The organism is Rhodococcus sp. AB351 (assembly GCF_049538275.1).
Classification (GTDB): domain Bacteria; phylum Actinomycetota; class Actinomycetes; order Mycobacteriales; family Mycobacteriaceae; genus Rhodococcus.
Window position 1 is genome coordinate 174781 of the sequence record NZ_JBMVFW010000003.1, and the last position, 18047, is coordinate 192827.

General features: G+C 68.7%; 15 protein-coding genes. 8 read left to right on the forward strand and 7 right to left on the reverse strand.

What is annotated here, in order from left to right; translation table 11 throughout:
* The first annotated feature begins 78 nt into the window (after positions 1 to 78).
* The 8 genes from ACPCXD_RS09425 (at position 79) to ACPCXD_RS09460 (ending at position 10792) form a co-directional block, all read left to right on the forward strand.
* On the forward strand, positions 79 to 1878 hold the full coding sequence (locus ACPCXD_RS09425; RefSeq protein ID WP_229566975.1) for a multicopper oxidase family protein: 1800 nt from the start codon (positions 79 to 81) through the stop codon (positions 1876 to 1878).
* Positions 1875 to 3050 carry an alpha/beta hydrolase family protein gene (locus ACPCXD_RS09430; RefSeq protein ID WP_160873700.1) on the forward strand — a complete coding sequence of 392 codons (1176 nt, stop codon included), beginning with the start codon at positions 1875 to 1877 and terminating at the stop codon, positions 3048 to 3050. Before ACPCXD_RS09425 ends, ACPCXD_RS09430 begins: the two co-directional genes overlap by 4 nt.
* Positions 3047 to 4324 carry an oxygenase MpaB family protein gene (locus tag ACPCXD_RS09435; RefSeq protein ID WP_160873701.1) on the forward strand — a complete coding sequence of 426 codons (1278 nt, stop codon included), beginning with the start codon at positions 3047 to 3049 and terminating at the stop codon, positions 4322 to 4324. Before ACPCXD_RS09430 ends, ACPCXD_RS09435 begins: the two co-directional genes overlap by 4 nt.
* A gap of 48 nt (positions 4325 to 4372) precedes the next feature.
* On the forward strand, positions 4373 to 5425 hold the full coding sequence (locus ACPCXD_RS09440; protein ID WP_423659327.1) for a lipocalin-like domain-containing protein: 1053 nt from the start codon (positions 4373 to 4375) through the stop codon (positions 5423 to 5425).
* The gene (gene hmgA, locus ACPCXD_RS09445) at positions 5422 to 6765 is read left to right on the forward strand and encodes a homogentisate 1,2-dioxygenase (protein WP_423659329.1); all 1344 of its coding nucleotides are present in this window, start codon (positions 5422 to 5424) and stop codon (positions 6763 to 6765) included. Before ACPCXD_RS09440 ends, hmgA begins: the two co-directional genes overlap by 4 nt.
* Positions 6765 to 8240, forward strand: a complete 1476-nt coding sequence (locus ACPCXD_RS09450; protein WP_423659331.1) for an aldehyde dehydrogenase family protein — start codon at positions 6765 to 6767, stop codon at positions 8238 to 8240. The genes hmgA and ACPCXD_RS09450 overlap by 1 nt, the downstream gene beginning before the upstream one ends.
* Positions 8241 to 8259: 19 nt before the next feature.
* Entirely contained in the window at positions 8260 to 9510 is a 1251-nt protein-coding gene (locus ACPCXD_RS09455; RefSeq protein WP_258259554.1) for a CaiB/BaiF CoA transferase family protein, read from the forward strand.
* Positions 9511 to 9661: 151 nt separating this feature from the next.
* Positions 9662 to 10792, forward strand: a complete 1131-nt coding sequence (locus ACPCXD_RS09460; protein WP_120281380.1) for a nitronate monooxygenase — start codon at positions 9662 to 9664, stop codon at positions 10790 to 10792.
* Between the two features lie 16 nt (positions 10793 to 10808).
* On the opposite strand, the gene ACPCXD_RS09465 is transcribed toward ACPCXD_RS09460, so the two are convergent.
* From ACPCXD_RS09465 to ACPCXD_RS09495, 7 genes are read right to left on the reverse strand one after another with little or no spacing between them, the layout of a single operon-like run.
* A complete protein-coding gene (locus tag ACPCXD_RS09465; protein ID WP_160873705.1) occupies positions 10809 to 11330 on the reverse strand; it encodes a DUF3253 domain-containing protein in 522 nt (173 codons plus the stop codon).
* 16 nt (positions 11331 to 11346) lie between these two features.
* The gene (locus tag ACPCXD_RS09470; protein ID WP_160873706.1) at positions 11347 to 12558 is read right to left on the reverse strand and encodes an MCE family protein; all 1212 of its coding nucleotides are present in this window, start codon (positions 12556 to 12558) and stop codon (positions 11347 to 11349) included.
* The gene (locus ACPCXD_RS09475) at positions 12555 to 13649 is read right to left on the reverse strand and encodes an MCE family protein (RefSeq protein ID WP_423659334.1); all 1095 of its coding nucleotides are present in this window, start codon (positions 13647 to 13649) and stop codon (positions 12555 to 12557) included. Before ACPCXD_RS09475 ends, ACPCXD_RS09470 begins: the two co-directional genes overlap by 4 nt.
* Positions 13646 to 14863, reverse strand: coding sequence for an MCE family protein (locus tag ACPCXD_RS09480; protein WP_423659336.1), 1218 nt, complete (start codon positions 14861 to 14863; stop codon positions 13646 to 13648). Before ACPCXD_RS09480 ends, ACPCXD_RS09475 begins: the two co-directional genes overlap by 4 nt.
* Positions 14860 to 15879, reverse strand: coding sequence for an MCE family protein (locus ACPCXD_RS09485; protein WP_229566991.1), 1020 nt, complete (start codon positions 15877 to 15879; stop codon positions 14860 to 14862). Before ACPCXD_RS09485 ends, ACPCXD_RS09480 begins: the two co-directional genes overlap by 4 nt.
* The gene (locus ACPCXD_RS09490; protein WP_229566993.1) at positions 15876 to 16892 is read right to left on the reverse strand and encodes an MCE family protein; all 1017 of its coding nucleotides are present in this window, start codon (positions 16890 to 16892) and stop codon (positions 15876 to 15878) included. Before ACPCXD_RS09490 ends, ACPCXD_RS09485 begins: the two co-directional genes overlap by 4 nt.
* Positions 16889 to 18046, reverse strand: coding sequence for an MCE family protein (locus ACPCXD_RS09495; RefSeq protein WP_423659339.1), 1158 nt, complete (start codon positions 18044 to 18046; stop codon positions 16889 to 16891). Before ACPCXD_RS09495 ends, ACPCXD_RS09490 begins: the two co-directional genes overlap by 4 nt.
* Position 18047 lies beyond the last annotated feature (1 nt).

Here is an 18047-nt window from a genome sequence, read left to right on the forward strand (position 1 = left end):
CATACCGTATGGTACTGTGGCGGCGGTCACGATGACTGTCCGCATCGACTCCCGATCCGGAACACAGAAAGCCGCGTCATGCAGAGACTCACCCGTAGAACCCTTCTCGCCGGGCTCGCCGCAGGAACCGGTGCGGTGCTTCTCGGTGGCCGAGCGTTCGCGGACGGGCCGGACATCTCCCGCCCCCTGTTGTTCCACTCCCCACGACTCGAACCCTTCGTCGACGGCCTGCCCGTCCTGCCGCGTCTGGACTCGTCGTCCTACCGGATCGACGCCGTCAGCACGATGCACAGCTTCCACCGCGACCTTCCGCCCGGTCCCGCTCTCGCCTACGGCGACAACACCTACGGCGGAACGACTCTCGTGGCGCACCGTGGGCAGGAGACGTCGATCGAGTACCGCAACCGCATCGACGCGCATCCCTTCGCCGTCGACTTCGACACCTCGCTGCACGGTCTGAGCGAACGCGACCGCACCGACGTCCCCACCTCGATGCACCTGCACGGTGGGGTCACGCCTCCGGAATTCGACGGCAACCCCGAGCAGATCTCCCGGCCCGGACAGGGATTCACGTACCGCTTCCCGAACCGTCAGGACGCGACGACGCTGTGGTACCACGACCACGCCATGGCCGTCACCCGACTGAACGCCTACGCGGGACTGGCCGGCATGTATCTGCTCCGCGACGACTACGACACCGGACTGCCCGGCAACCCGCTGGGCCTGCCCACCGGCGAGTTCGAACTCGATCTGGTGCTGCAGGAGAAGATCGTCAACGGCGACGGTTCGCAGAGCATCCGTTCCACCCCGATCGTCCCGCAGGGTCGCTGGGAGGGCGGCGCCGTCGGCGACGTCGGCGTCGTCAACGGCAGGATCTGGCCCGAGGCCCGGGTCGCGCGAGGGCTCTACCGGGTCCGGCTGCTCAACGCGGCGTCGTTCAGCATCTGGGACCTGCACTTCTCCAACGGCATGCCGTTCTGGGTGATCGGCATGGAAGGTGGCCTGCTCGACGCGCCCGTCCCTACGACCCGCGTGCGACTGTCGCCCGGCGAACGCGTGGACCTGCTCGTCGACTTCGCGCAGCTCGACGCGGACGCCACCGTCGAATTGCGCAACTCCGAACCCGCCGCACCGCAGGCCGCGCAGATCGGTGCCGTGCTCATGCCGCTGTTCATGCGCTTCCGAGCCGAATCCGGCCGCGGGTTCACCGGTCCGGTCCCGGACCGCCTGCGCGGCGGCCCCGGTCTTCCACCCGCGGTCGGGCCGATCCCGGTGCCGCAGAACGTACGGAACGTATCGCTGAGCCAGCCCTCGGAGGTGCGGATCCCGCCGTCGATCATGTCGCTGAACAACCTGATGTACCACAGCACCGACATCGAGATGCCGCGTCAGGGCACCGTCGAGCAGTGGAACATCGTCAACGCGACGCCCGACCCGCACCCGATCCACCTGCACCTGGTGCACTTCCGCGTTCTGGGACGGCAGGCGATCGACACCCTCGCGATGTGTGCGCGGCAGCCGCAACCGCCCATCGGACTCAAGTGGACGCCCGATCCCGACCCGTACGTCGTCGAACCGATGCGGGGACCGGAGCCGTGGGAGACCGGCTACAAGGACACGGTCATCTGCGATCCGAACTCGGTGACCCGCATCGTCGCGTACTTCCCGACGGCCGACGAACTCGGCTTCGACCCCGACGCGACGTTCTCGCGCGCGGTCCACACCTTCGATCCGCACCGCGCCGGCCACGGCAAACACGGTGACCACGCCGACCACGGCGACACTGCCGGCGGCGACCTGCAGGGATATGTGTGGCACTGCCACATCCTCGACCACGAAGACCACGACATGATGCTCAAATACCGGACGGTGACATGACTTCCACCAGTTCCACCACGACCCGAGACCACTTCCAGCGCATCCCGTACGAACCGGCGAACGACGGTCGCGTCGAGATGCACTCCGGGCTCAGCCGCCACTACCCGACGCTGCACGGCAACCTCGTCGCGCAACCCGGGTACTCGAAGGACGTCGGTGTGGTCATGTGCCACCCGGCCTCGAACTTCCTGAGCCACTTCCTGCTCCGCGCCTTCGCCGAAGCAGGCGTCCCCGCAATGGGACTCAACACCCGCTACTCGTCCAACGAACCGGCACTCATCATGGAGCGGGCCGCCTTCGACCTCGGCACCGGAGTGCGGTGGATGACCGACGAACTCGGCTTCGAGAAGGTCGTACTCCTCGGGTTCAGCGGTGGCGGGTCGCTCGCGTCGTTCTACCAGTCGCAGGCGCAGAACCCGACCGTGACGACCACACCCGCGGGCGACCCGGCACCGTTCGCCGAGGCGAACCTGCGACCGGCCGACGCCCTGATGCTCGTCGGCGCGCACCCCGGCCGGGCACGGGTTCTCCGGCACTGGATCGACGGCGCGGTCACCGACGAATCCGACCCCTACGCCACCGATCCCGATCTCGACCTCTACGCCCCCGGGCGCACAGCACCACTCGATTCCGAATGGGTGCAGAGGTACCGCGACGCGCAGCTCGCCCGCATGCGCCGCATCGACGCGTGGGCGCTCGAGCAACTCGCCGACCTCGAACGCACCGGCGCCTCCGATCGCGGCTTCGTCGTGCACCGCACCGTCGCGGATCCGCGCTTCGTCGACCTGAGCCTCGACCCGAGCGACCGCGCACTCGGCTCCATGTACGGAGATCCGAAGGCGGCCAACACCGCCGCCGGTGGACTGGCCCGCTTCGTCACGGTGCGCAGCTGGCTCAGCACGTGGAGCGTCGACCACACCCACGCCGACGCACTCACCGACCTCCGCAACGTCACCACCCCGACGATGGTGATGAGCCTGCTCGGAGACCAGGCGGCCTTCGCCGAGGATTCCCGGCTGATGTACGACGCGCTGGCGGGCAGCCACAACGAACTGATCGAGATGCGGAACCTCAACCACTATCTCGTGGATCAACCGGACGGTCTCTCCGACGTCGTCGGACGACTGGTCGCGTGGATCCGCCGAACGGTACTCGAGGAGGTATCGGCATGACCCGAACACTCGCCGGTCCCGGACGCACCGCACAGGACCGATGCCCGAGCGCATTCCCCTACTGGCAGGCGCTGGAGAAGCCCGGGGTGAAGCGCACCCGCAGCCTCGTCCGACGGTTCACCGGCTTCGACTTCCTGCCCACCGACGAACAGGCCCGGGCCCTGTGCAACGACCTGTTCAGCGGCGACCCCACGGCGGAGCGCTTCGTCGACGAGGTCTACCACGGTGAACTCGGGCCGAAGAAGACCCGCGAGATGCTCGACAAGGCCCTCGTCGACGGCATCGACTCGATCGACGACGTGCCCGACGCGATGAAGGCCCTGTTCGAGGAGTTCGAGACCGTGCCCGACTGGGTGCAGCCCGAACTCGTCGAGCAGGGTGCCGCGATCTGGCGTCGCTGGGGCACGATGCTGTTCAGCTTCGCGGGCGCCGAGACCCTCGAGATCTACACCGAGGCAGCCGTCGCGACACCGCTGTCGCTCGCCGGAGGTTATGCCGGCGACAACGCTCTGCGACGTTTCCTCGAGACCTGCCGGTTCTGGATCGACGTATCCGAACCCGGCGCGCTGCTCGCCCCGGGTTCGAAAGGGCGGGCCACCGCGCTGAAGGTCCGCGTGATGCACGTGTCCGTGCGCTCACGCGTCGCGAAACACCCCGAATGGGACATCGCCAAGTGGGGACTGCCGATCAGCCAGACCTACATGCTGCTCACCCTCATCGCCGGCAGCCTCACCCCGGGTCTGGCCCTGTGGACCCTCGGCTACCACACCACCCCGCGAGAGATCCGCGCGCTCATCCACTTCCAGAAGTACATGGGCTACCTGCTCGGGGTGCGTATGCAGTGGTACCCCGAAACCATCGCCGACAGCATCCGCGCGCTCATGAGCACCGTGATCTCCCGCTCGTACGACTCGGGTGAGCACGGCAAGGAACTCATCGAGTCCTACCCGCAGGCGTTCGCCCCGCGCGACGGGCACCGCGGCCTGAAGAGACTGCGGGAGCACTACAACTTCCGCATCAACTCGGTGTACTCGGCGATGTTCATGGGGCCGGGCACCCGACGCAAGTACTCGATGCCGAAAGTGCTTCCCTGGATGATCATCCCGATCGTCCGCTTCCCGCTCATCACCGCGATGGAACTCACCCGGCGGTTCGTCCCCGGCGCGGCCGGCGTGCACGAGAAGATCATGTGCGCCCATCGCGAGAACTGGTACCGCGCCCAGATGGAAGGGCGCGAAGCACAATTCGACGCCAGCGGAGCACTCCGTCGCTGATCGGCCCGGACAGTCCCGCCCCACTAGACCTCGTACGGAGAGAACTCGATGACCCTGCACATCGTCGAAGCATGGAACGGCCCCGGACGCCGCGACGGTGAGATCACCGCCGTGGAGGCCGCCGACAACGGTGCCCACCCGTCCACCGACAAGCACGCCTTCGAACACTGGTACTTCGACGCCCATCTCGACGACGGACGGATCGTCGTGGCGATGATCCAGACCCGGGAACTGGTGCACCGCAAGCCCGGTGTGGAGATCCACGTCTACAGCGCGGACGGCAAGCGACGCGAAGCGAGCCGGTCGTACACCGACGCCGACCTCTCGGTGTCCACCGAACGGTGCGACGTGCGCGTCGGTGAGAGCTTCGCGAAGCTGACCGGCGAGGAGGACGGGCTGCCCGTCTACCGCGTGTCGGTGTCCGAAGGCGACCTCGCCTTCGACCTGACCTTCACCGCGGAGGTCCCGCCGTGGATGCCCGGTCGCGGCCGGACCAGCTACAACGAACGCGAATTCTTTGCGTGGGTCGTCGGCGCGCCGCGAGCGCGAGTCGCGGGGACGGTGACGGTGGACGGGAAGTCCACCGAGGTCACCGGTCGCGGCTACCACGACCACAACTGGGGCGTCGGCGACATGAAGCGCCTCATCGAGAAGTGGTACTGGGGCCGGCTGTACACCGAGGACTTCACCCTCGTCTACGCCATGGTGCACACCCAGAAGAAGTACGGATCGCACTGGTCGCAGCCGGTGATGGTCGCGCAGGGGCGCGAGGTGGTCCTCAGCAACGGCGAGGTGGAACTGACGGAGGGGCCGATCGTGCACAACGCGGTCGCCGACCGCACCTACCCGGCGTGGATCCGCCTCCGCATCCCGGGCTCGCTCGACGTCAAGCTCACCGTCCGCGAGATCGTGCACGCCCACAACCTGCTCGAGGACGTTCCACTCGCGTCGAGCAGGTTGCTCAAGCCTCTCGTCAACCGGCTCGTCGGTCATCCCGGTTACTTCCGCTTCCGGTCGGATTTCACGATGACGGTGACCGTCGACGGAACCGATCACGAGCGTTCGGGTTCGACGCTGCACGAGATGGTCGCGTTGACATGAGCGAGCGCGCGGACGTCGGTGTGGAGCCCGGCTTCGCGGGCATCGAGTATCTGCACGGCTTCGGCAACGAGCACCACAGCGAGGCCGTTCCGGGTGTGCTTCCGTGGGGACAGAATTCGCCCCAGCGGGTCGCGTACGGGCTCTACGCCGAACAACACTCGGCCACCGCGTTCACCGAGCCCCGCGAGATCAACCGCCGCACATGGACGTACCGGATCATGCCGTCCGCCGCGCACGGTCCCTTCGAGCGGATCGACGACGCCGGCTGGGTGTCGGCACCCGACACCGGGGGAGTGCTCACCCCGAACCGGTTGCGATGGGATCCGCAGCCGGAACCGGCGCCGGGCACGGACTTCCTCGACGGCGTGACGACCTACGCCGTCAACGGGGACGTGCGGTCCCGCACCGGCGTCGCCGTCCATCTGTACGCGGCGTCGCAGTCGATGACCGACCGTTACTTCGTCGATGCCGACGGAGAACTGCTGTTCGTCCCGCAGGACGGCGCGCTGCTGCTGTGCACCGAACTGGGACGGCTGCTCGTCGAACCCGGTGAGATCGCGGTGATCGGACGAGGTCTGCGGTTCCGCGTGGATCTGGTGGGGGAGAAGGCGACCGGTTACCTGCTCGAGAACTACGGTGCCGCCCTGGCCCTGCCGGAACTCGGCCCCATCGGCGCGAACGGTCTCGCCCACGCCCGCGACTTCCTGTACCCGACGGCCTGGTACGAGGACCGTTCGGGCACGGTGCAACTCGTGCAGAAGTTCGGTGGGCACCTGTGGGCCACCGAACTCGACCACTCGCCCCTCGACGTCGTCGCCTGGCACGGCACGCACGGTGCCTACAAATACGATCTCGGTCGCTTCAACGCGATGACCACGGCCGGCTGGGACCATCCCGATCCGTCGATCTTCACCGTGCTCACCTCTCCCACCCCGATTCCGGGGCAGGCCAACGTCGACTTCTGTGTCTTCCCCGACCGCTGGGTGGTCGGAGAGCACACCTTCCGGCCGCCACACTTCCATCGCAACGTCATGACCGAGTTCATGGGACTCGTTCGTGGACAGCACGACTCGAAGGCGGAAGGATTCGTTCCCGGTGGCGCCTCGCTCCACAACCAATGGGGCGCCCACGGGCCCGACGTCGAGACCTTCGACCTCGCGACGTCGGCCGAACTGAAGCCGGTCAAGCTCGTGAACACCCTGTCGTTCATGTTCGAGACGAGACTGGCCCTGTCCGTCACCGACGCGGCCCACCGCGCAGCGCATCGTCAGCCGAACTACGACTCCTCGTGGTCCGGCCTCACCCGACGCTTCACCCCACCTTCTCCCCAGGAGTTGTGATGACCGAACTGTCCACCCCCGCACCCGTCGTCGTACCCGACCCGCAGCTGCGGATCGGCGGCCGGGCCGTGCCCGCCCGTTCGGGTGCCCACTTCTCGTCGATCAACCCGGCGACGGAAGAGGTCGTCGCCGAGGTCGCGGCCGGTGGCGCCGCCGACGTCGACGCGGCCGTCCTCGCCGCGCGCGACACCTTCGACTCCGGTGCCTGGTCGCGGATGGCCGGTGCCGAACGCGGCCGGATCCTCTCCCGCGCCGCCGACCTCATCGAGCAGCACGCCCCCGAACTGTCGGCGCTCGAGACCGCAGAGATGGGCAAGCTCTACGCCGACACCGTCGCGGGGGACATCCCCGCCGCTGCGGCGTCGTTCCGGCACTACGCCGGCTGGGCCGACAAGATCGCCGGTGAGGCGATGATCCTGCCCGACGTGGGTCCGCAGCACCGCTTCGGATTCACCCTGCGCCAGCCGCTCGGCGTGGTCGGTGCGATCACCCCGTGGAACAACCCGACGGTCGTCGCGGCCTGGAAGATCGCCCCGGCCCTGGCCGCCGGATGCTCGGTGGTCGTCAAGCCCGCCGAGGACGCCTCGCTGTCGACCCTGAAGCTCGCCGACCTGCTCGCCGAGGCGGGGGTGCCGGACGGCGCGTTCAACGTCGTGCCCGGTCTCGGCCCCGAAGCCGGTGCGGCGCTGGCCGCCCACGAGCGCATCGACAAGATCACCTTCACCGGCAGTCCGGCCGTCGGCAAGACCATCACCTCGCTCGCCGGCGAGAAGTTCCGCAAGGTGACCCTCGAACTCGGCGGCAAGGCCCCGCAGTTGATCTTCCCCGATGCCGACCTCGAGGCGTCGCTGCCGTGGATCGCGATGGGCAACTTCTACCACCAGGGTCAGGTGTGCGCGGCGGGCACGCGTGTGATCGTGCACGAGTCGATCGCCGATCAGGTCGTCGAAGGACTCGTCGAGTTCGCGCGCGGCGCGGTGATCGGTGATCCCTTCGACGCGTCGACGACGCAGGGCACCATCGTCAACCGCAAGCAGCTCGACCGCATCCTCGGCTACATCGAGAAGGGCCGCAGCGAAGGTGCTCAGCTGCTGACCGGCGGCTCGCGGGTGGGGGAGCGCGGTTTCTTCGTCGAGCCGACCGTCTTCCGCGGCACCAACGACCTCACCATCGCGCGCGAGGAGATCTTCGGCCCCGTCGCCACGGTCATCACCTTCAGGACCACCGAGGAGGCCGTGCAGCTGGCGAACGCCACGAAGTACGGTCTCAACGCGTTCATCTTCAGTCAGAACCTGTCGACCGTGCACAGCGTGATCCCGCAGTTGCGCGTGGGCACGGTGTGGGTCAACGGCTGGGGTGTGCCCGATCCGGCACTACCCTGGGGTGGACGTGACGCGAGCGGCATCGGGCGTGAACTGGGCCGCAGCGGGCTCGAAGCGTTCACCGAGGAGAAGACGGTTCACCTCGGTTACTGACCAGAGGACGGAAGAGGCAGTGACACAAGCCGAGTCGACACAAGACGGGTCGCAGGCAGCCGCGTCGCAGGCAGCGGGAGCGCTGGCGGACATCAGGGTGCTCGAACTGGGAACCCTGATCGCCGGCCCGTATGCAGGACGTCTGCTCGGCGACATGGGTGCCGACGTCATCAAGATCGAGGATCCGAAGCGTCCCGACCCGCTCCGCACCTGGGGACAGGGCGAGCGGGACGGGCACCGCTACTTCTGGACGGTGCACGCGCGCAACAAGCGCTGCGTCACCCTCGATCTGCGGGCACCCGACGGACAGGAGTTGTTCCGGCGTCTCGTCGCCGAGTCCGACGTGGTGGTCGAGAACTTCCGTCCCGGCACGCTCGAGAAGTGGGGACTCGGTTACGACGTGCTCTCCGAGATCAATCCGGGCATCGTGCTGGCCCGGGTCTCCGGCTACGGGCAGACCGGTCCCAAGGCCGGGCAGGCCGGCTACGCGTCCGTGGCCGAGGCGGAGAGCGGCCTGCGGCACCTGAACGGCTATCCCGGCCAGGCACCCCCGCGACTCGCGCTCTCCCTCGGCGACTCCCTCGCCGGGATGTTCGCCGTGCAGGGCATCCTCGCCGCGCTTCTCGGCCGTGAACGGACCGGACGCGGGCAGATCGTCGACGTGGCGCTCACCGAGGCGTGCCTGGCCATCCAGGAATCGGTGATCCCCGACTACGACGTCGCGGGCGTCGTCCGCGGCCCGTCCGGCACCCGCCTCGAGGGCATCGCCCCGTCGAACCTGTACCGGACGTCCGACGACATGTGGATCGTCATCGCCGCCAACCAGGACACGGTCTTCCGTCGCCTGTGCGCGGCGATGGAACGCCCCGAGCTCGCCGACGACCCGCGCTTCGCCGATCACCTCGCGCGCGGCGTGAACCAGGACGAGCTCGACGCCCTCATCGGTGAGTGGGCGGCGACGTGGACGCTCGACGACCTGCTGGCGCACCTGTCGTCGTCGGGTGTGGTGTCCGGTCCGGTGAACACGGTCGCGGAGGTCGTTGCCGATCCGCAGTTCCAGGCGCGCGACATGATCGTCCCGCATCACGACGAGCGCACCGGCGCAGACGTGCTCGGCCCCGGTGTGGTGCCGACGCTCACCGGGACGCCGGGTTCGGTGCGTCGCGCCGGCCCGCCCGTCGCGGGATACGACAATGCGGCGGTCTACGGCGAGATCCTCGGACTGAGCGACATCGAGCAGAAGGAACTCCGCGAGCGCGGAGTTATCTGAGGTGCGCAACGCGAGGTGAAGGCTCGCAACGTCGGCAGTCACTGCTGATGTTGCGAGCCTTCGTCCGTTGTTGCGTGCCTTCCGCACAGACCCATCTGGCACTAAGGTAGAACGTGTTCCAGTCTTGCGCCTTTCTATCGAGGAGTGCCGAATGCACACGCCCATCTGCGACGAACTCGGCATCGAGTTCCCGATCTTCGCGTTCACCCACTGCCGCGACGTCGTCGTCGCCGTCGCCAAGGCCGGCGGCTTCGGTGTCCTCGGCGCCGTCGGGTTCACGCCGGAAGAGCTCGAAATCGAGCTGAACTGGATCGACGAGCATATCGGCGACCGCCCGTACGGCGTCGACATCGTCATCCCCAACAAGTATGAAGGCATGGACGCGAACCTCTCCGCCGAGGAACTCACGAAGATGCTGCAGTCGATGGTGCCGCAGGAGACCCTCGAATTCGGTCGCAAGATCCTCACCGACCACGGCGTCCCGCTGCCCGAAGGCGACGATAACGCGTTGCAGCTTCTCGGCTGGACCGAGGCCACCGCGACCCCGCAGGTGGAGGTGGCGCTGCAGCATCCGAAGGTCACGCTCATCGCCAACGCACTCGGCACCCCACCGGCCGACATGATCGAGCACATCCACAAGGCCGGGCGCAAGGTCGCGGCGCTGTGCGGTTCGCCGAAGCAGGCCCGCAAGCACGCCGACGCCGGTGTCGACATCATCATCGCCCAGGGTGGCGAAGGCGGTGGGCACTGCGGTGAGGTCGGCTCGATCGTGCTGTGGCCGCAGGTCGTCAAGGAGGTCGCACCGGTGCCGGTGCTGGCCGCCGGCGGTATCGGCAGCGGCCAGCAGATCGCCGCGGCGCTCGCGCTCGGCGCCCAGGGTGCGTGGACCGGTTCGCAGTGGCTCATGGTCGAGGAGGCCGAGAACACCCCGGTGCAGCAGGAGGCCTACATCAAGGCGAGCAGCCGCGACACCGTCCGCAGCCGGTCGTTCACCGGCAAGCCCTGCCGCATGCTCCGCAACGACTGGACCGAGGCGTGGGAGCAGGAGGGCAACCCGAAGCCCCTCGGAATGCCGTTGCAGTACATGGTGTCCGGTATGGCCGTCGCCGCCACCCACAAGTACCCCGACGAGTCGGTCGACGTCGCGTTCAACCCTGTCGGTCAGGTCGTCGGGCAGTTCACGAAGGTCGACAAGACCTCCGCCGTCATCGAACGCTGGGTGCAGGAGTACCTCGAGGCGACCGGCACGCTGGAGAAGCTGAACGAGGCCGCGAGCGTCTGATCCGTTCGGATTCGTCTCACGGGGAGGGACGAGGGTGCTCGAGGTTCGGTCCGGGTGCGATCCGGATCGGACCTCGAGCCGTCTCCACGTCCACCGGTTCTCCCTTCTGCGTGATCACCACGTGTTCACTGCGTTCGAGTTCGGCGGCCACCGAGCGGGCGGTGTCCATCAGGTCGCGCCACGCTTCCCCGCCGGCGACCCGCGCGGCGTCGCTCGGGCAGATGGTCGACGGATCCCGTTCCCGGAGCAGCGCGCAGATCGTGGCCGCGAGCCGTTCGCGGGCCGCGTCGTCGTCGAGCGGGTCCCACCACGGATGCCCGCGTTCACCGAGCGCGACCTTGGCGTCCTGGACACGATGTCGCGCGGCGTCACCCTCGCTCTTCACGAGACGACGGGCCCGCATCAGCTCCGCCACCAGCTGTTTCCGCAGAGGTTCGGGAATCGCGGGATCGGTGGCACGCCAGCGCCGCCCCTTCACCACCACATATCTGCCGTCGGGCGTGCGTTCCGCCTCGCCGGATGACCCGTCGGTGTCCATCGGCCCCGCCCGTCGCTCAGTTCGGCGGCGACAGAAGCCCTTCCAGACTCGTCGCCGAATAACCACCGTCGCGGCACAACTGTACCGTGGGGGCGCGGCGCCCCGGGTACTCGATGCACGGCATGTTCCGTGCTCCGCGCACCGCGATGGGGGAGTCCGCCGGCAGCTTGCAGTACAGGTCGGGCGGGGTGTCGGGCACGTCGAACTCGGTGGGTGAGCGCCGCTGTTCCGGCGGCAGGAAGCCGGTGATGCACGGTGGCGGGTCGTTGAAGGTCGCCGTGAAGTAGGTGTTCTGCGACGGGTTGTCGACATTGGGCAGACCCGCCGACTGGGTCGACGCCATGATCGACGGGAACAGCACCAGCATCTGTTCGAGCGACGGCCGGTACACCGCGGCGACCTGCTCGACGGTGACGAGATTGGCGAGCAGCAGGGGCAGGGTCGGTTCGGCCTCCTCGAACAGTGCCTGCACCTGTGCGGCGGCGGGGGCCGTCACGCCGAGGAGTGTGCGCACGTCGCTGTCGGAGTCGCGCAGCTGCGCGGTGGTGCCCGCCAGGGAGGACGCCCAGCGGGCGATCGCATCCGACGACGCGACCTGCGTGTCGAGCAACGGGCCGACCTGATCGATCAGCGCCGCGGTGATGTCCGCGTTCGCAGCGGCCTCGGCGCTCACCGCCGCACCGGCCTCGACGAGGATCCGCAGGGCGTCGCCGGAATCGGCCACCGCTGTGTGGGTCTCGTCGAGCAGCAGGGCGAGGCGGTCGGGACCCACGGACTGCAGCGTGGCGTCGAGCTGGTCGAGTGCACCGCCGATCGGTTCTGGCACGGAGATGCGATCGCGGGGAACGATCGAGCCCGCGGTCAGATACGGGCCGTCCTCGCCGTCGGGCAGGAACTCGACGTACTGCTCGCCGATTGCCGACATGCTGCGGATCTGCGCCGCCGCATCGGCCGGCACCGGAACATCCGAGTCGAGTGACAGGACCGCCTCGGCGCCGCTCGTGGTCATGGTCAGCGACGTCACCCGGCCGATCTCGATGCCGCGGTAGGTGACGTTCGCCGAGGGATACAGGCCACCGGCGTCGGTGAGGTCGAGACGCACCTCGTAGCGCCCCACCCCGAGCAGGGCGGGCACTTCGACGATGAACAGCGCGACGATCAGCACCGCCGCGATCCCGACCGAGAAGAACACCGCCAGTTTGCGGCGCAGCACCGCGGCCGGGCTCATCGGGTCGGCTCCGACACGGGCGGGACGAGCAGTGACACCAGATCCGGTACGGGTCGCCCGCCACCGGTGAGTGCGTTCTCGAAGGGCGTGCCGAGCAGCAGTGCGTTCTCGAGGGTCGGCAGGGTGAGGTCGAGGATGACCGTGCCGTTCGCGTAGTCGCCGCGCACCGCGTTGCGGTAGGTGTCGATGGGGAACGGGAAGGTCAGCAGGTAGCGCAGCGACTCGGTGAGCGAGTCGCCCGCCGACGCGAGCGAGGCCAGCACCGGTTCGAGATCACGCAGATTCGCGACGACGTCGTCGCCGCTCGCCTCGACGACCTCGTTCGCGACGCGCCCGAACTGCCCGAGGGCGTCGGCGGCGCGGGTCAGGTCGTCGCGCTGGGTGGACAGCACCTCCATGGCGGGCGCGAGATCGTCCGTCGCCGCGGCGATCTCGGTGTTGTGCTCGGCGACCTCGACGGCGAGTGCGTCGAGCGATTCCATCGCGCTCACGATCTGCTCCTTCTGACCGTCCAGCCCGGCGAGCACCGCGTCGAGACGGGTGAGCAGGGCCCGCACCGACTCCTGCCGCCCGTCCATCGCCCGGTTGAGTTCGCGGGTGATCTCCTGGGCCTGGGCGAGACCACCGCCGCTGAGCACCAGCGACAGCGACGACAAGGTCTGCTCGGTGGTGGGGAACGCACCCGCCCGTTCGAGGGGGATGACGTCGCCGTCCCCGAGCCGGCCGCGGGCGGGTTCGGCGAGCGGGGGAGAGAGTTCGACGTGGGCGGACCCGAGCAGGCTCGTCTGCCCGATCTTCGCGACGGTGTTCTCCGGGAGCACTGTGCTGCCGTCGACCATCACCGTCACGAGCGCATGTCCGTCGCCGAGCCGCAGGTCGGCGACCCGTCCGACGGTGACGTCGCCGACGCGGACCCGCGAATTGCGTTCGAGGGTCGTGACGTCGGACATCTCGATGGTCACGGCGAAGGCGTCGTCGCCGCGACCGTGCGTGCCGGGAAGCGGCAGGCTGTTCAGGCCGCGCCACTCGCACCCGGCGGTCAGCGCCAGGCAGGCGAGGACACCGATCGTGCGCAGGACTCGTGTTCTCACGGCGCCCCCGGGGAGAGCAGGTCGGCCAGCGAGGTCGGCGACGGTGCACCGGGCGCCGGCATCAACTCGGGCTCGGTGTAGACGAGCTGGTCGGGCAGCGCGCCCACGCCGCGCGTCGGATTGATGCGCACGGGCGGGTAGTCCATCGCGAGCAGCGGCAGGATCGGGCCGAGATACTGCACGCACAACTCGGACGCGGTGTGCGCGTCGACCTGCTCGGCCGCGGCGAGCGCGGAGCACACGAACTGGGCGGGATTGGCGAAGTTGGTCAGCGACAACGCCGAGACCACCGTGTTGTGCGCGGGCTGGTAGATGCCCTGCAGGTTCGACAACGCCGTCGGTGCGACGTGCAGTACCTGCGCGATCCCGTCACGCTGTGCCGCCAGGGTCTCGGTCAGTGCGGCCGTGCGATCGACGGTCGTGTCGACGCGCTCGCGGTTGTCGCGGACGAACCGCTCGACGTCGACGAGGACGGCGTCGAGTCCCGCCAGGGCGGCGCCCATGTCGTCGCGGTTGGCGTCGAGGATCTCGGTGACGGACGCGAGCCGGTCGTGGAACGAGACGATCTGATCGCCACTCATCGACAGCGCCTCGACGAACACCTGCAGGTTGCCGAGGGTGCCGAACAGGTCGTGCCGGCCGTCGGAGATCGTGCGCATCGCCATCGCGAGTTGCTGCAGGCTGTCGCGCAGGGCGGGACCGTGTCCCTCGGCGTTGGCGGCCGCGACGTCGAGGACCTCACCGAGCGCGCCCTGCGGGTCGGTGTCGTCGGGCCCGAGTTCGGTCGTGAGCCGCGTCAGTTGTTCGGTGATCTCGTCCCATTCGACCGGGACCGCGGTGCGTTCGACGGGAATCGTTGCTCCCACCGGGAGTTCGGGTCCTCCCGTGTGCGGTGGGGTGAGCTGGACGAAGCGGGCCGAGACCAGGGTGGGGGCGACGATCGCGGCCTGCGCGTCGGCGGGGATGCGGCGGTCGGAGTCGACGTCGAAGCGTACGAGCACGCGATCGCCGCGCGGCTCGATCTTCGTCACGCGTCCCACCTCGACACCCATGATGCGCACGTCGTCGCCGACGTACAGGCCACGGCTCGAGGTGAATTCGGCCGTGTACTCGTCGGCCGACCGCCACGGAGCGACGGTGAACGACACCACCGCGACGACGGCGAGAAGCAGGATCGGGACACCCCACGAGATCAGGGGACGCAGTCGCGTCACGGTGTACCTCCCGGCGGCGTGATGCCGGCGTTCTCGAGCGCGGCGGTCAGGGCCGGCTCGATGATCTGCATGGGCAACAGGTTCTGGATGTACGAGTTGAAGAACGGGCCGGACGCGACGGCCTCGCCGAGTTCGGTCGCGTACGGGCCCAGCCGCTCGATGGCCAGGGCGATGTCGTCGCGGTTGCGTTCGAGGATCCCGAGGACGGCGTTCAGCTTGCCGAGGGTGGGTTCGAGTTGTGCCTCGTTGTCGGCGACGAGATTCGAGATCTGGATCGACAGCGCATCGACGTTCGCGAACAGGGTCTCGAGAGCGGCTCGGCGACGGTGCAGTTCGCCGAGGATGCGGTCGGCATCGACGATCAGGGCATCGATCGCGTCGCTGCGCTCGGCGAGGACCTCGGTGACCTGTTCGGCGTGCGCGAGCAGCGCCCGCAGGGATTCGTCCCGCGACGCGACGGTCTCGGACAGTCGCCGCACACCGTCGAGCGCCGCACCGACGTCGTCGGGCGTCTCGCGCAGGGTGTCGGACAGCACTTCCATCGACTCGCGCAGTTGCTCGGTGTCGATCGCCGCGGCGGTGTCGGTGAGATCGCCGAGGGCGTCGGTCAACTGATAGGGCGCGACGGTGCGGTCGAGGTCGATGGTGGCGCCGTCCTCGAGTCGTCCCGGACCGGCGGGACGCACGCGCAGGTTCCGTGCCCCGAGCGCGGTGGCGGTGGCGATCTCGACGGTGGTGTCGGTGCCCAGGACCACCGCCCCGTCGACCGTGAACGTGACGGCCACGGCGTCGTGGTCGATGTCGATGTCGGTCACCCGCCCGGCGTCCTTGCCCGCGACCTGCACGGTGTCGCCGGTGTTCAGACCGCCGGCGTCGACGAATCTCGCCCGGTAGGTCGTGCCGCCGTCGAGGAACGGCAGGGAGCGGATGTTCAGGGCGCCGAGCACGAGCACGACGAGCACGATCGTGCCGACGACGCCGACACGCACGGGATTCATCTCGCGGAACTGGGTCATGCCGGAGCGCACCTGCCCGTCGTCTGCCCGAACAGCGGTGAGGTGACCTTGTTCCCGGACAGGTCGTTGATCTCGATGAGCATGCCGCACAGGTAGTAGTTGAAGAATCCGCCGTAGGCGCCGAGTCGCGTGAGGGCCTTGTAGGCGTCGGGGAGTTCGGTCGTCAGTTGCTCGACGGTCTCGCTGCGCGAGTCGACCTGCGCGGCGACGTTGCCGGTCTCGCGGATCGTGCCGGCGAGCGAGGTGCGGGACTGCGCGAGCAGATCGGTGAGCGACCCGCCGATCGCATCGATGTGGGTGACGGCGTCGCCGACGAGCGTGGCATCCTGCGCGAGTCGCGCGGCCACCTCGTGGGCACGCACCAGTGCGGTGTCGAAGGTGTCACGGTGCGCGGCGAGATTCGCGAGCACCGAGTCGAGGTTCGTGATCACCTGTCCGACGAGCACGTCGCGGTCGGCGATGTGGGAGGTCAGCGAGGCCGCCTGGGCGAGGACGGATTCGACGGTGCCGCCCTGGCCCTGCAGCACGGTGATGAGATCGGCCGACAAGCGGTTGACCTGTTCGGGTTCGAGCGCGCGGAACAGCGGTGTGAAGCTGCCGATGAGCACGTCGAGATCGAGTGCCGGCCGGGTCCGGTCGGTGCCGATCGTCTCGCCCGCCGCCATGTGCGTGGGATCACCGGCGCCGTCGGACAATTCGAGATAGCGGTCGCCGACGAGGTTGAGATAGCGCACGGTGGCGATGCTCGCGCGGGTCGGGGTGTACGACGAGTCGACCTCGAAGGTCACGTCGATGCGGTTGTTCTCGCCGAACTCCACGGCGGTGACCCTGCCGACCTCGACCCCGGAGACGCGGACGAACTGGCCCTCCTCGAGACCGGAGACGTCGTCGAAGACCGCGTGGTAGCGCGTGTGTTCACCGAACCGGACCTGGCCGAAGACGACGAACAGTCCGGCCAGGATCAGAATCATGACGAGGGCGTAGATGCCCGCGGCGATCGCGGTGCGTGTCATCCGGCCCCTCCGGTGAGCAGTTCGAACAGCGAGTCGGGGACGAAGACCGGCGAGGTGTTCCCGGCCTCGAACGGATTGGCGCCGGTGTTCGCCACGACGTACGGGGCGGGGGTCTCGTCGGCCGTCACGATCGGCAGGGGACCGCAGCGTGGCCCGCCCGTGGCCTCGACCACCGGAAGATTGCGCGGATATTCGTACGGGTCGGTGCCGAGCAGGAAGGTCGACTTCAGCATCATCGACGAGCCGTTGCCGCCCGAGGCCGGTTCGGCGAGCTGCCGGGCACGGTCGGCGCCCTGCAGGAAACAGGGGAGCACCGGTGAGTACTCCTCGAGGAGGGAGGCCGTCGGGCGCAGCAGGTCGAGCACGTCGACGATCTGCTCGCTGTTCGGCTCGACCACGCGGCGACCGGCGTCGCCCATACCGATCGCGGCGAGCAGGACGCGGTCGAGGTCGTCGGCGCGGTCGACGAGGGTCGTGCCGGTGACGGCGAGATTGTCGAACGACGCCACGATCCCGTCGGTGGCTCCGGTGTAGATGTCGGCGGTCGTCTCGACGGCGGCGAGATCGCGTCGCAGTGTCTCTGTGCGTGGTTCGATCCGGGTGAGGACGGCGTCGGTGTCGACGAGCGCGCGGCCGAGCGACTCGCCCTGTCCGCGCAACGCCGACGACAGCGCACCGAGCGTGCGGTTCAGCTTCGCCGGATCGACCGCCTGCAGGACGTCGGACAGCGACTCGAAGACGGTGTTCGTCTCCACGGTCACGTTCGACGCGCGCAGCACCGTGCCCTCGGCCAGTCCGACCGGGCCGGGTGACGGCGGGTCGGTGAGAGTGACGTACTTGGCGCCGAAGACCGTCGTGGCGCGGATGTCGGCGCCGGGGTCGGCGGGCAGCCGGGCGGCGGCGTCCGGATCCAGGCGCAGTTCGATCACCGCGCCGGACGGCGTCTGCTGCACCGTGGTGACGCTGCCGACGTGTACACCGTGCGCCTTGACCATGGCGCCGTCCTCGAGCATCAGACCGGAGCGGCCGCTCTCGACGGTCACCTTCACGCCGGGCGTGAACGAGCCGCGGAAGCCGTGGTAGACGAACACGAGAACGAGCGCGGAGACGACGACGAAGCAGATCGCAGCGACCTTCGGCAACCAGGTGGGCACG